The organism is Nocardia sp. NPDC003482, from assembly GCF_053588115.1.
Genome location: NZ_JBSFPI010000028.1, coordinates 34,585 through 48,860, shown reverse-complemented (window position 1 = coordinate 48,860; position 14,276 = coordinate 34,585). Strand labels below are relative to the sequence as shown.

Sequence of the window (14,276 nt, the reverse complement as noted above, 5' to 3'; positions counted from 1 at the left end):
TCCGCAGTCAAAGCCGATGCTTCGCCCGATACTCTTCCCATGTGGGCCTATCCGAACGCGGCTCGGTATCACTGACATCTCGCGTCTCGAACTCCGCGACAATAGAACTTCGGTTTATAATGCGAAATGCCTCACGCCGAGTCTGCTCGAACTCCTCCGCCGTGCGGTATCTCCGTCCGTCGATCACAAAGCCGATTACCCAGTCGTCATCCCCCTGTTTGACCAGTCCGAAACAGATCTTACGCTTGCTATCAAGATTATCAGTCACCGCTGCCAATTCCGGATCGCCTCCTCTTGCTCTAGGGCGGCTGCTTCGGCAAACATCTGTTCGATTTTGCCTTCCAGCTCGGGAGTTAGTTTAACATAAGGCTTGTAAACGGTATTGTGGTTCAAATCGGCGGCGACGGACGCTCTGCGTGTAGTAAGTTGCAGCTCGTACGTATACGGAATACCGCTGACGTCTACCCGGACAACTACAGGGATAACCCGATATGATGGATTTCGAGATTTCGGTGTAGCGTACATATTCTCAATCTCCAGAATGCGTCCGCCTTCGCCGACGCCGAGTCGATCTCGGACGCGATCGAGCAGCTGGCTGAGCTGATCTGTGGATTGGACAGTTATGCGTGCTCCTACGGCATCAATTGCATCCCCTGCTTCGTAGGTGGGCCTGGGCGCTCTATCCTCGGAACCCTCAACCATGCGTTTGACTTTGTCGAGAATCGCAGCCGCTGGCTTTGTACGCACACTTATGGTGACGTCGCTCATATTTTCCGCGATGCTTCTAACCTCGGCCTCAACTATCTGCTCGACGTTAAACGCAAGCCGTTCTGCGTAGTCCGAAAGCTGTTCCCACTCCGCTCGCCCGGGATATGCGCCTACCCGGCGAGCTGGATCGATGTTCTTACTGTACGAAACAAAATCTGCCATTCGTTTCCGGCCATCAGGGAGGAAGTTGACATCTTGCGCTACGGGTTCAAACAAGAGCCCTGGGCCCGGGTTCTCGGCAAGATATTCAGATAGCGTCCGAGAATGCAAGAGTCGACCTTCTGCCAGTTCCATGAGTGTGTTCAATGCAGCCGCGCGAGATGATGGATCCTTCAGCGCCTCAGTCAGATTCAATTTATGCGCAGTGTCGGCTATCAATTGCTTTACGACCGCCGCGATATCTGGATAACTTGCCAGCGCGCGGTCGATATCGGCAGCGAGTTCCTCTCCGATCTGGGAGTTAAATCTCCAAGATCGGAAATGGTCGGAGATCCAGCCAGTCGGATGAGGTAGTCGCCCGCCGAACTCAGACCATACGCCGGCGGCCCAGCCACTGGGGCCTATTCTCGAAGCAAATTTTGTTGCGAGAAGTTCGGCTAGTGGCGTCTCGGCACCGAGGAAACCATGGGGTATGCCGCCAAACGCCGGTCCGTAGCCCCACGACCGTTGTTCGAAAGACGCGATTGCTTCGATGGCATTTTGCAATGCCGTAACGCCCCGAAGTGACAATCGGTTCGGAAGCGTCCTCACTTGGTACAAACCGTTGCCAATGTAGTCAACCAACGAGGAGCCGGCACCGCTGACCCGCAGGTTAATTGACGGGACAGCCCGTCTCGCGGCCGCGGCCGCATCCTCACCAGCGCGGGCAACGACCGCTCCGACGCGCGTTGCCGCACCCGTTTCCGGTATCAGGAACGTCGTTGCGGCGAGCACTGCGGCCAGGTCGCTCGGGGCTTTCGCCATCTGGTCGAGCGCTGCCCGAGTGCGTGCTTGTCCGGCCGGTGTTATGGGGTCGCCGCTGAGACCGTAGAGGGCTCCGCCGATCTTGTAGCGGTACCAGTCGGCGACGGTTTTCCCGGAGTCGATGACGCCGTTCACGACGAGGCGGCCGGGTGCGGTGAGGGCGGCGTTGGTTCGTCGGGAGTGTTCCGCGGCAGCGGCTTGGTTGGCGGGGTCGAGAGGGTTGCCTGCGGCGGTCAGGTTGGTGCTGAAGTCGAAGACCGACACCAGATCCGTGCCCCAGGATTTGAGGCTGCTGCCTACTCCGACGGTCCAGTCCCAGCCCTTTTGCACGAGGTCTCGGCGGTCCGGGGGTGTCTTGTAGCCGGTGACGTTCTGATTGCGGTCGAAGGTGATGACCGTGCCGTCACGCAGCGTTTTGGTGATCGTGTCGCCGAAGGCGATGGTCGTGTAGGAGGGGGCTTTACCGGTGCTGTAGAAGGAATCGAATAGTCTGCCGTCGGCGTCGCGGAAATAGACGTGCGTGCCGTCGCGGTCCTGTGTGGTGCGGCCCATGGTGATTCGGCCTTGTAGGTCCCTGCCGACTTGCCAGGATTCTCCGTCCGGGCCGCGTTGCCAGCCTTCGCTGTTTCGGTCGAGTTGGGCAATGAATCTGCTTGTGACACCGCCCTTTCCGTCGGGTGTGGCTTCGGAGACGGTGAGATTGTCGTAGTTGTCGTAGTGGTAGTTGTCGTAGAGTCCGTGTGGGTTACGGACGCCGACGTCCACTCCGACTCGGTTTCCGTCGGTGTCGTAGGAGGGGGAGTAGGTTTCGCCCCAATCGCCACTGGCACCCGATTCCCGGCTGGGGCGCTCGGAGGTGGATGTTCCGGTGTCGAAGCTTTGAATGTAGGCGTCGGCGCCGGCGTCGCCCTTGTTCAGATACGACGCGGTGCCGGTGGAGTCGTTGTTCCAGCGTTGGTAGCCGCCGTGATCGTTGGCGACGACGCGGGAGAAGGTGACGGTGCCGTCGGCGTTGTAGATCACCTGATCCACCGTTTGGGTGCCGTTGCCCTGTGGGATCGTGTTGACCCGCCGGACGCCGCCGACGGTGTCCTCCCACTGGTCGCCCTCGCGGTGTCCGGTCGTGTCCGGCAATCCGAACGGGTCCACGGTCACCGGTTTCGGCTGGACCACCGGCACGACCGTCTGTTCTTGCTGCCCTGCGGTCGGTTGTGGTTGCTCCTGTGGCGGCGCCACTGGATTTGTCTGTGGCGCAGGCTGATTCGCGGGCGGTTTGGTCGTCCCCGGGGTGGGACTCGGAGTCGACTGGATTTGGGGCGCGTTCTCCGACCGCGGTGGTTTGTAGCGGTTGGGATCGGTGTCGACGTTGGCCCACTGGTCGTGATCGCGGAACCAGTCGTTGCGGGCATCGTTCGGGAACGGGCCGGGATTGTCCGCGGGGTACGGGTTCGAGGGCTGAACGCTGATCTCCGTGGCCTTCGCCGAACTCGCGAACGGTCCACCCTTGATCTCGTGGTTCGGGGCGATGATGGAGAAGTCGTAGGACTCGTAGCCGATGTCACCGGCCTGGGCGGCCATATCCCGGCCGTTCCAGATCCGCTCCAATCTCCGAGCCGCCCCGGCCGGAGTGAGCCCACGAAAGTTGTAGACGCGCCCAACGCCGCCAGTTCTATCCTCCGATTGATTCCACCCCGCAGGCCGCCCGGGCGTCCACGGGGTAACGGAAATCGAACGCGATCTCAGATCTTCAGACACGGCACACCTCACGGCACAAAAAACCGCCGTGATGCGAAGGCACGGCGGTATCAGTGAATTTGAAATCCAGCATTCAGGAAGCGGCGAAGACGCCAGCCATGCTGCGGGTTACGACGCAAGACGCCAAACAGCCTGGAGCTCAGCAGGTTTCGCAGCTGTCTTGACTTCCGGTGCCCGGTTCTTGTGGCCTCGGGGCTTCGGATGGTGCCATAAACCGGAACATCCTGGCTGGCAGATACTTCGACGACTCGTCGAGAAGACGCAGCTGTGGCGCTTCACCCAGCTTCACGTAAGAACACTCGATATGTCAACACCCGCAAGGAAACCCGAGGTCAACGCCCATGCCCTCATAGGGTCGCCGGTTGTCGATCGCGGCTGTCCGCAACCCCAGCAGACCGAAGGGGCCGAGCATGAAGCCGAAATCGTCCCGACCAGCCTCCCCCCTGATAGGCCGCATCCATTTTCATTCGGGCAGCTCTCGGGTCATCAGCTCGTTCGACTTCGGATAAAATTCGCAACGCCTAACGGTCGAACTTGTTTCCGGTCAAAGGTTTGGAGAAGTCCCAGGGGACGCGGGGCGGGCGGCCGTGGGTCGCCCGAAAAGCATTTCTGTAGGTCCTCCAGAACCTCGAGGCGGCCGAGTTCCAACACGCAATTCCAATAGTGCCGAATGACATTCAGTACCTCGATGTGGGATAGAATCCATGGGCCTTCATCCAGGTTGTAGAGGTTCTCCAACCACACCCCTTCGGCCGTGATAACGGCATGCCAAGCGTTACCGGAACGCTCGAACGGGTCGGATCCGAAGCCTTCGGCCAGGGATGTGATGTGATCGACCAGATCAACCATCTCAGCTGCCGATGGCTGAATGTCCTGGTACAGCCAAGCAGCGGCCAGAGACAGATTCCTATTCTCAGAAGGAACTTGTCTAATAGTGCCATTTACAATGGCGAAGATTCTATTGGCCGTCAACTCGCATCAGTCCTAACTAATCCACACATAGTCGAATTGTCGCGGGTCGAATTTCGAGACCGACGCGAGCATTGCGAATGGTTGAGAGCGCCCGCCGCGGTGGGAGGCCGTCCGTCCGGCCCTGACGCCGCCCGTACCCGAGCCGAACAGGACGATGGCGGACCCCGCCAACCGCATGTCGCGGGTTTCCTCCCATCTCACCCGAGCTTCCGAACCCCACGCAGCCCCACCCCGTATGCTCCACCACAGCAGACAACCGAGCACACACAGCATCGAGGAACGGCGTGCGCGATCGCTTGAAGTCCGTCAGCGGCAAGAAAACCCTGATCACCGGCGCGGCCAGTGGGATCGGGCGGGCTACCGCGCTCGCGGCGGCGCGGGCGGGGGCCGAGGTGGTGCTCACCGATGTGGATGCGGAGAGGTTGGCGGGGACGGTGGAGGCCGTCGAGCGCGAAGGGGGGAAGGTGCTGTACTCGCGGGCGCTCGACATCAGTGACTACGACGCCGTGCGGGCCTTCGGGGACGAGGTGCACGATCGGCACGGGAGTCTCGATGTCGTGATGAATGTGGCGGGGGTGTCGGCGTGGGGGACCGTCGAGAATCTCGAGCATCGGCAGTGGCGGCGGATGATCGATATCAATCTGATGGGGCCGATCCATGTCATCGAGACGTTCGTGCCGCCGATGGTGCGGGCGGGGCGCGGTGGGGCGCTGGTGAACGTGTCCTCGGCGGCGGGGTTGCTCGCCTTCCCGTGGCACGCGGCCTACAGCGCGAGCAAGTTCGGGCTGCGCGGGCTGTCGGAGGTGCTGCGGTTCGATCTCGAGCGGCACGGGATCAGCGTACGGCTGGTGGTGCCGGGAGCGGTGAACACGCATCTCGTGCAGACCGTCGAGATCGCCGGGGTCGATCGCGAGGATCCGCGAATTCAGCGGTACACCAAGATGTTTCAGAAGCATGCCGCCTCGCCGGAGAAGGTCGCCCAGCAGATCCTGCGCGGAATCGAGCGCAACAGCTTCCTGGTGCACACCTCGTTCGAGGTACGGTTCGGGTACTGGTGGGCGCGCAAGTTCGCCTGGCCGTACGAGTTCGTCATGCGCCGCGCCAACGACCGGTTCGACTCGTTCCTACGCTGACTCCGGTTCGGTGCAATCCTCGATTCCCTTGGCGCAGTTGAGGTTCACGTCCAGCACACGAGCGCCCGGCCCCTCGTCGCCGAGTTTGTCGTGCCAGTTGGCGATGCGGCAGGACGCCAGCGACAGGCAGCCGCAGCCGATGCATCCGGTCAGGCTGTCGCGCAGGCGGACCAGCTGTTCGATGCGTTGATCGAGGTCGGCGCGCCATACCGTCGAAAGTCGTTCCCAATCCTTACGATTGGGGGTGCGGCCCTCCGGCAGCGTGTCCAGCGCCTTGCGAATCTCGCTGAGCGGGATGCCGACTCGCTGCGAGATGCGGATGAACGCCACCCGCCGCAGCGTCTCGCGCGAGTACCGCCGCTGATTACCGCTCGTGCGCCGGCTGGTGATCAGCCCTTCGCGTTCGTAGAAATGCAGCGCGGACACCGCGACTCCGCTACGTTCGGACAGCTGTCCGGGGGTGAGCTCCTTGGCCTGCCAGGTCGTGTGCTGCATAGCTGAACGATACTTCAGGTTAGGTCAAGTTTACGACCGTTCGGAAGAAGTGGCCCACCGCCCGCACCCGCGCGGCCCAGCGAGATCCGTAGAACTGCCCCACCGCCCGCACCCGCGCCGCCCAGCGAATTCCGTAGAACTGGCCCACCCCCCACACCCGCGCCGCCCAGCGAATTCCGTGCCAATGCGGCCGGTGGCGGTTACGGTCGAACTCATGGAAGCAGAGGCGGTGCCGTCGGCGCGACCGTTTTCCGTGACAAGCGAAGTCGGGACGCTGCGGACGGTGCTGTTGCACCGGCCGGGGGACGAATTGCGGCGGCTGACCCCGCGCAACAACGATCAGCTCCTCTTCGACGGCATTCCCTGGGTCGAGCGCGCGCAGCAGGAACACGACGTGTTCGCCGACGTGCTGCGCGGGCGCGGCGTCGAGGTGCTGCTCCTGCGCGATCTGCTGGCCGAGACGCTGGCCGTGAGCCGTCCGGGCCGCAGCATGGGCATCACCGCGGCGGTCGACGCCCGCCGGGTCGGGCACGCGCTGGCCGAGGACCTCAAGGCGTATCTGCGCGGCGTCCCGCCCGAGGACCTGGCGCATGTGCTCATGGCGGGCATGACCTTCGACGAGCTGCCGTTCGGGCCCGACGCGACCTCGCTGGTGCGCCGGATGCATCACGGCACCGATTTCGTCATCGATCCGCTGCCCAATCTGCTGTTCACTCGTGACTCGTCGTTCTGGGTGGGACCGAAGGTGGCGATCACCTCCCTGGCGCTGCCCGCGCGGGCGCGCGAGACCTCGCTCACCGATCTGGTCTACGCCTTCCATCCCCGCTTCCTCGGCGTGCGGCGCGCCTACGAATCGCACACCGCCCCGATGGAGGGCGGCGACGTGCTGCTGCTCGCCCCGGGCGTGGTGGCGATCGGCGTCGGTGAGCGGACCTCACCGGCGGGCGCGGAAGCGTTGGCGCGCAGCCTGTTCGAGGACAATCTCGCCCACACCGTGCTCGTGGTGCCGATCGCACAGAACCGCGCCACCATGCATCTGGACACCGTCTGCACGATGGTCGACACCGACGCCGTCGTCATGTACCCGGCGGTCCAGGATTCGTTGCGCGCCTTCACGATTCGCAAGGAGGACGCGGACGGGGTGAGCATGCGCGGCCCCGATCCGTTCCTGCCCGCCGCCGCGGACGCGATGGGCATCGGCAAGCTGCGCGTCATCGCCACCGGACTCGACGGCGTCACCGCCGAACGGGAACAGTGGGACGACGGCAACAACACCCTCGCGCTCGCCCCGGGCGTGGTCGTCGCCTACGAACGCAACGAGAACACCAACGCGCGCCTGGCGGACGCGGGCATCGAGGTCCTCACCATTCCCGGTTCCGAGCTGGGTTCCGGCCGCGGCGGCCCGCGCTGTCTGTCCTGCCCGCTCGCCCGCGACGAGGTGTGAGGCCATGCTGGAGATCCCGGTCGACCACCACTCGACGGTCCCGCCGTACGAACAACTGCGGCAGGGCATCGTGGCCCGGGTTCGCTCCGGCGAACTGACGGCGGGCACCAAGATCCCCACGGTCCGCGCCCTCGCCGCGCAACTCGGCCTGGCGCCCAATACCGTCGCCCGCGCCTACCGCGAACTCGAACAGGACGGCGTCCTCGAAACCCGCGGCCGCCTGGGCTCTTTCATCGCCTCCTCCGGCGATCCCACCCGCGACGCCGCCGGGCGCGCGGCCACCGACTACGTGGCGATCATCCGCCGCCTCGGCCTGGACGACGAGGCCGCGCTGCGATACGTGCGGGCGGCGCTGCACGAGTAGCGCTCACTTCCAGCTCGGCAACCACAGGTGGTCGTGCCAGTTGCCCGGCGTGATGGGCAGCGCGGTGAGGATCGGCCACAGCCAGATGAAATTGGCGACGACCAGCCCGAGATACAGACACACCAGAAGCAGGCTCAGGCTGCGATGTTCGGTGACGAGCAGCCAGCGTTGTCCGTACGGGCCGCGCGTGTACGGGGCGGGCCCGAGGATGTCGCCGAGGACGAGGGCCAGGCCCATCACGAGGAACGGCGCCATGGGGACGGCGTAGAAGAAGTACATCTGCCGGTCGAGGGTGGCGAACCACGGGAGCAGTCCGGCCCCGTACCCGACCAGTACCGAGGCGTAGCGCCAGTCGGCGCGGGTCGCGGTGCGCCACAGCGCCCAGGCGAGCATCGGCAGGGCGAGCCACCAGATCGCGGGGGTGCCGATGAGCATCACGGCCTTGACGCAGACGCTCTGGCCGCAGCCGGTCACCCCGTTGTCGGCGTAGTAGTACAGCATGGGCCGCAGGCTCATCGGCCACGACCACGGCTTGGACTCCCACGGATGGTGGTTCCCGGCCGAATTGGTCAGTCCCTCATGGAAACTCAGCGATTCGCCCTGGTTGTGCCACAGCGAGCGCAACGCGTCCGGCACCCACGACCACGTCCCGCCGGTGCCGATCGGATTCTTCCCGGCGTACGGATTGCCTACGGAATAGCGGTCGTATCCGGTCTCGCTGGCGAACCACATCGAATAGCTGCCCAGGTACACCAGCACCGGGATCAGCACCAGGGCGTAGAGCGCGGGGCCGATATCGCGGACGGCGGTGCCGAGCAGCGGCCGCCGCACCCCGTAGGCGCGCCGCGCGGCCAGATCGAACCCGACCGACAGCAGCCCGAAGAACGCGATGAAGTAGAGCCCGGACCACTTGGTGCCCAACGACAATCCGAGCAGCAGCCCCGCCCCGAACCGCCACCACCGCACCCCGAGCCGCGGCCCGAACGCCGTGAGTCCCACGCGCCCTTGGGCATCCGCGCGGGCGAGCCGCTCGCGCATGTGGTCCCTGTCCACGATCAGACAGCCGAACGCCGCCGTCACGAACAACGTCTGGAAAATGTCCAGCATGCCGATGCGCGAGGCCACGAACGTCGCCCCGTCGCAGATCAGTAGCAGTCCCGCGATCGTCCCGATGAGAGTCGAGCGGGTCAGCCGCCGCGTGATCCGCACGACCAGCAGCACCAGCAGGCATCCCGACAGCGCCGCGGTGAACCGCCATCCCCAGCTCGTGTAGCCGAAGATGGCCTCGCCGAGCGCGATCATCTGCTTGCCGACCGGCGGATGCACCACCAGCCCGAACGCCGGATTGTCCTCCACCCCGCCGCCGGTGACCATCTGCCACGCCTGCGGCGCGTAATGCTTCTCGTCGAAGACCGGCGTACCCGCGTCGGTCGGATAGCCCAGCTCCAGAAACCGGGTCACCCCCGCGATCACGGTCAGGAAGGCGGTGACCAGCCACCCCCGCATCCGATCCGTGGGCCCGAAATCGGGCGAGGGGCGCAGTGGCGCCGGACTCGACAAGGCCGGGCCCGCACCGATCGGCGGTCGCGCGTCGGTCAGCTGGGTCACGGCACGAGTCTATTGGCACCGGGGTCCCGTCCTTCGCTACCGTCCCTGCGAAGGAGATTCGGAAGGCATCCGAACCGAGACGGGAGTGGTGATGACCGATCAGCCGAGCGGGCGGTTGGTGCTCGCGGCGACGCCCATGGGGGACCCCGGTGACGCGTCGCGTCGGCTGCGGGAGGCGCTGGGCTCGGCCGAGGTCGTGGCCGCCGAGGACACCCGCCGCACGCGGACGCTGGCCAAGGCCCTCGAGGTGGAGATCAGCGGGCGCGTGGTGAGCTTCTACGATCATGTGGAGACCGCGCGAATCCCGTTGCTGCTCAACGAGATCGAGGCCGGACACACCGTGCTGTTGGTGACCGACGCCGGGATGCCGTCGGTCAGCGATCCGGGCTACCGCATGGTCGCGGCCTGTGTGGAACGCGGCCTCCCGGTGACCTGCCTGCCCGGCCCGTCGGCCGTCACCACCGCACTGGCCCTGTCCGGATTGCCGGTGGAACGCTTCTGCTTCGACGGCTTCCCGCCCCGCAAATCCGGTCCCCGCAAACAATGGCTGCGCACCCTGATCCGCGAACCGCGCGCGGTGGTCTTCTTCGAGGCCCCGCACCGACTGGCCGACTCCCTCACCGACGCCGTCGAGATCCTCGGCCCCGACCGCCGCGCTGCCGTCTGCCGCGAACTGACCAAGACCTACGAGGAGGTCGTCCGCGGCACCCTCGCCGAACTCGCCGCCTGGGCCACCGAGCACGCCCGCGGCGAGATCACCGTGGTGATCGAAGGCGCCCAACCCCTTTCGGCCGACCCCGCCGACCTCGTCGACGAAGTGGAGGCCCTGGTCACCGAGGGCATCCGCCTCAAGGAAGCTTGCGCCGAAATAGCCGCCGCCACCGGCGCCTCCCGCCGTGAACTGTACGACGCGGTCCTCGCCGCCCGCGCCCACGAGTAGGCCCGTCGATCCTCGAGGACCGGGGCCGACCGAGGCAGCGGGCGCGGAGCTCGTCGAGCCTCGTCAGTCCTTGGGCTCCACGTACTTCGGAAACACCGGCTCCGGCGCGGGCAGGGACAACCCCGCCTCGATCGGCGTCCCGATATCGGCGAACGTTCGCCCGGTCTGCCCCAGCTGGTCGAGGATGCGTCCCGCCGACCCGGGGATGACCGGCTGCACCAGGATCGAGACGATGCGCAGCACCTCGAGCGTCACGTACAGGACCGTGGCCTCGCGGGCGATGTCCTCCGGCGTGCCGGATTTGGCCAGCGCCCAAGGCTGTTGGGCGGAGAAGTAGCGGTTCGTCTCGCCCAGCGTCAGCCAGATCGCCTCCAACGCGAGATGCATCTGCTGCTGGTCGAATTCGGCGCGGCAGCGGTCGAGCAGGCCGTTGGCGCGGTCGAGCAACTCGCGGTCCGCGTCGGTGAACTCGCCGGGAGTCGGTACGGCCGAACCGAAGTCGCGCGCGACCATCTTCAGGCTGCGCTGCACGAGATTGCCGTACTCGTTGGCCAGATCGGTGTTGATGCGGCCGACAATGGCGTCGTGGCTGTAGGAGCCGTCCTGCCCGTAGGAGATCTCGCGCAGCAGGAAGAAGCGCACCGCGTCGAGCCCGTAGGCGTCGACCAGATCCAGCGGGTCGACCACATTGCCGACCGACTTGGACATCTTCTCGCCCTTGTTGAACAGGAACCCGTGCACGAACACGCGTTCGGGCAACTCGACCCCGGCCGACATGAGGAACGCGGGCCAGTACACCGTGTGGAAGCGGGTGATGTCCTTGCCGATGATGTGCACATCCGCGGGCCAGAACTTCCGGAACGCGTCGGAATCGGTGTTCGGGAAGCCCACGCCGGTGAGGTAATTGGTGAGCGCGTCCACCCACACGTACATGACGTGCGCCGGATCGTCCGGCACCGGCACACCCCAGTCGAAGGTGGTGCGCGAGATGGACAGATCCTTCAGCCCGGTCTTCACATAGCTGACGATCTCGTTGCGCCGCGTGCCCGGCAGGATGAAATCGGGCCGCCGCTCGTACAGTTCGAGCAGCCGGTCCTGGTACTTCGACAGCCGGAAGAAGTAGTTCGACTCCTCGGTCCACTCCACCGGGGTGCGCGTCTCGGTGGCGATGCGGGTGCCGTCGTCGAGGACGGTCGTCTCCTCCTCGGTGTAGAACGCCTCGTCGCGCACCGAGTACCAGCCGGAGTAGGTGTCGAGGTAGATGTCCCCGGCCGCGCGCATCCGCTCCCAGATCGCGACCGAGGAGACCTGATGGTCCTCGTCGGTGGTGCGGATGAACCGGTCGTAGGAGATGTCGAGGGTCTTGTCCATGGCCTCGAACACGTCGGAGTTCCGCGCGGCGTACTCCTCGACCGGGACGCCCGCGGCCTTCGCGGCCTGCTGCACCTTCTGGCCGTGCTCGTCGGTGCCGGTCATGAAGAACACGTCGAAGCCGTCCAGGCGCTTGAACCGCGCGAGGGCGTCCGCCGAGATGTACTCGTAGGCATGCCCGATGTGCGGCGCGCCGTTGGGATAGGCGATGGCCGTGGTGATGTAGAAGGCGGGGCGTCCGGCGTCAGTCATGGTGTTATTACTGTAGTCCGAGTGCCCCTGTCCGCTCGCGTCGATATCCCGGGTGACCATGCCTAGCAAACGTCCCGCGCCCGCCGCACCCGAACCGCTGTCCCCTCTGGTGGACGCGCACACCCATCTGGACGCCTGCGGCGCCTCGGATGCGGAAACCGTTGCGGCCGTGGTGGATCGGGCCGCGGCCGTCGGCGTCGGCCGGGTGGTGACCGTCGCCGACGATCTGGATTCGGCCCGGTTCGCCGTGCGGGCCGCGCACTGGGATCCACGCGTGTACGCGGCGGTCGCGCTGCACCCCACCCGCGCGAACGTCCTCGACGACGCCGCGAGGACCGAACTCGAGAAGCTGGCCGCGGACCCGCGCGTGGTCGCCGTCGGCGAGACCGGCCTGGACTACTACTGGCCCGGCAAACTCGACGGCTGCGCCGAGCCGCCCGAGCAGATCGAGGGCTTCCGCTGGCACATCGATCTGGCCAAGCGGCTGGGCAAACCGCTCATGATCCACAACCGCGAGGCCGACCGCGACGTGCTGGCCGTGCTCGCGGAGGAGGGCGCGCCGGACACGGTGATCTTCCACTGCTTCTCCTCCGACGAGGCGATGGCCCGGGCCTGTGTCGAGGCGGGTTACCTCCTGAGTTTCTCCGGCACGGTCAGCTTCAAGAACGCGCGGGAGCTGCGCGCGGCGGCGAAACTCGTGCCCGCCGAGTCGATCCTGGTCGAGACCGACGCGCCCTACCTCACCCCGCACCCGTTCCGCGGCGCGCCCAACGAGTCCTACTGCCTGCCCTACACCGTGCGCGCCCTGGCCGAACTGCGCGAACAGGTTCCGGCGGACCTCGCGGAGATCACCACCGCCAATGCCGAACGCGTCTACGGAATCGGCGCGTCGGCAGTGTCCTGAATCACAGGGAGACCGTTCGGTGAGCGACCGGTGACCGGGCGCACTACCATAACGGCGTCGTAATCTGGCCACGGCCGCGTCATCCGGCCGTGATGTGGAAAACGCCTGTTCCACGACTCGTGGTTGTCAGGCCCTGACCCCGTCGTTATCGTATTGTGACCATGCCGGAGCCTCGGATGTCCGCTCTCCAGCGGATCAACTCCTCGCGCTCGCCGCTGCTGTACGCGGCGATCGCCGCCTTGCTGATCACGCTGATCCTCGGCGCGTCGATGGCGATCCTGCACCGCAAGACCGTCACGCTGGTCGTCGACGGGGAACAGCGGACGCTGACCACGATGTCGCTCAAGGTGGGCGGGGTGGTCAAGGCGGCGGGCTTCGTGCTGAAGGCCAAGGACGCGCTCTCGCCCGGAGCGGACGCCGCGGTGGTCGACGGCGGCACGATCACGCTGAACCGCGCCCGGCCGGTGTCGGTCACCTTCGACGGCAAGGTGCACGAGCTGTGGACCACCGGCTACACGGTCGCCGAGGCGCTGACCCAATTGCAGATCCCCACAGACGTTTTCGTCTCCCCGCCGCGCCCGACGCCGCTGCCGCTCGAGGGCGCGGCGCTGGCCATCACGAGCCCGCGCACGGTGTTGCTGACCGATGGCGCGCAGCCCGCGGAGATCGTGCGCATCGCCGCGCCGACCGTGGGCGAGTTGTTGCAGGGCCGCAATGCCGCACTGGTGAACCAGGATTCGGTCGATCCCGCGCCCGACACCAAGCTGACCATCGGTATGAAGATCACCGTCACCCGCAAACGGGTGGAGAACCGCGTCGAGCGCGTGCCGCTGGATCCGCCGGAGAACGTCATCGAGGATCCGACCATGAACATGAGCCGCACGGTGGTCGAGAATCCGGGCAAGGCGGGCGTGCAGGACGTGACGTTCGCCGTCTCCATCGTGAACGGCCAGGACGCGGACAAGGATCCGATCGCCAGCAAGATCATCGTCCCCGCCGAACCCAAGACGGTCCGCAAGGGCGCCAAGCCCGGCACCGAGGTCCCGCCCGTGCGCGACGGCGCGATCTGGGACGCCCTGGCTCGGTGCGAATCCAATGGCAACTGGGCGATCAATACGGGCAACGGGTATTACGGCGGCATCCAGTTCGACCAGAGCACGTGGGAACGGCAGGGCGGTCTCCGGTACGCGCCGCGCGCGGATATGGCGACACGCGAGGAGCAGATCGCCATCGCCGAGGTGACGCGGGCGCGGCAGGGCTGGGGCGCCTGGCCCGCGTGCACGAGTCGGCTGGGGATCGGGTGAGCC

10 protein-coding genes are annotated in these 14,276 nt (G+C 65.8%); 6 read left to right on the top strand and 4 right to left on the bottom strand.

Annotated elements, in window-relative coordinates:
- Positions 1 to 264 precede the first annotated feature (264 nt).
- Complete coding sequence (locus ACWDSJ_RS32705; RefSeq protein WP_450036533.1) at positions 265 to 3,309, bottom strand: hypothetical protein; 3,045 nt, start codon at positions 3,307 to 3,309, stop codon at positions 265 to 267.
- A 1,433-nt stretch (positions 3,310 to 4,742) separates the two neighbouring features.
- On the opposite strand from ACWDSJ_RS32705, the gene ACWDSJ_RS32700 reads away from it, so the two are divergent.
- The gene (locus ACWDSJ_RS32700) at positions 4,743 to 5,591 is read left to right on the top strand and encodes an SDR family oxidoreductase (protein ID WP_450036532.1); all 849 of its coding nucleotides are present in this window, start codon (positions 4,743 to 4,745) and stop codon (positions 5,589 to 5,591) included.
- Here ACWDSJ_RS32700 and soxR read toward each other — a convergent pair.
- Complete coding sequence (gene soxR, locus ACWDSJ_RS32695; RefSeq protein WP_450036530.1) at positions 5,583 to 6,086, bottom strand: redox-sensitive transcriptional activator SoxR; 504 nt, start codon at positions 6,084 to 6,086, stop codon at positions 5,583 to 5,585. The two genes, ACWDSJ_RS32700 and soxR, sit on opposite strands and share 9 nt — an antisense overlap.
- A gap of 214 nt (positions 6,087 to 6,300) precedes the next feature.
- On the opposite strand from soxR, the gene arcA reads away from it, so the two are divergent.
- Both arcA and ACWDSJ_RS32685 read left to right on the top strand, forming a co-directional pair.
- Complete coding sequence (gene arcA / locus ACWDSJ_RS32690) at positions 6,301 to 7,530, top strand: arginine deiminase (protein WP_450036529.1); 1,230 nt, start codon at positions 6,301 to 6,303, stop codon at positions 7,528 to 7,530.
- Between the two features lie 4 nt (positions 7,531 to 7,534).
- The gene (locus tag ACWDSJ_RS32685; RefSeq protein ID WP_387360043.1) at positions 7,535 to 7,894 is read left to right on the top strand and encodes a GntR family transcriptional regulator; all 360 of its coding nucleotides are present in this window, start codon (positions 7,535 to 7,537) and stop codon (positions 7,892 to 7,894) included.
- Positions 7,895 to 7,897: 3 nt separating this feature from the next.
- On the opposite strand, the gene ACWDSJ_RS32680 is transcribed toward ACWDSJ_RS32685, so the two are convergent.
- Positions 7,898 to 9,502, bottom strand: coding sequence for a dolichyl-phosphate-mannose--protein mannosyltransferase (locus tag ACWDSJ_RS32680; RefSeq protein ID WP_450036528.1), 1,605 nt, complete (start codon positions 9,500 to 9,502; stop codon positions 7,898 to 7,900).
- A 91-nt stretch (positions 9,503 to 9,593) separates the two neighbouring features.
- Here ACWDSJ_RS32680 and rsmI point away from each other — a divergent pair, with 91 nt between their 5' ends.
- Positions 9,594 to 10,442, top strand: a complete 849-nt coding sequence (gene rsmI / locus ACWDSJ_RS32675) for a 16S rRNA (cytidine(1402)-2'-O)-methyltransferase (protein WP_450036526.1) — start codon at positions 9,594 to 9,596, stop codon at positions 10,440 to 10,442.
- Positions 10,443 to 10,505: 63 nt separating this feature from the next.
- On the opposite strand, the gene metG is transcribed toward rsmI, so the two are convergent.
- Complete coding sequence (metG, locus tag ACWDSJ_RS32670) at positions 10,506 to 12,125, bottom strand: methionine--tRNA ligase (RefSeq protein ID WP_450036525.1); 1,620 nt, start codon at positions 12,123 to 12,125, stop codon at positions 10,506 to 10,508.
- On the opposite strand from metG, the gene ACWDSJ_RS32665 reads away from it, so the two are divergent.
- Both ACWDSJ_RS32665 and ACWDSJ_RS32660 read left to right on the top strand, forming a co-directional pair.
- Positions 12,124 to 12,969, top strand: coding sequence for a TatD family hydrolase (locus ACWDSJ_RS32665; protein WP_450036524.1), 846 nt, complete (start codon positions 12,124 to 12,126; stop codon positions 12,967 to 12,969). The two genes, metG and ACWDSJ_RS32665, sit on opposite strands and share 2 nt — an antisense overlap.
- Before the next feature lie 176 nt (positions 12,970 to 13,145).
- Positions 13,146 to 14,273 (top strand): transglycosylase family protein, encoded by a 1,128-nt coding sequence (locus tag ACWDSJ_RS32660; protein ID WP_387360053.1) that lies wholly within the window; start codon positions 13,146 to 13,148, stop codon positions 14,271 to 14,273.
- Positions 14,274 to 14,276: the final 3 nt, after the last annotated feature.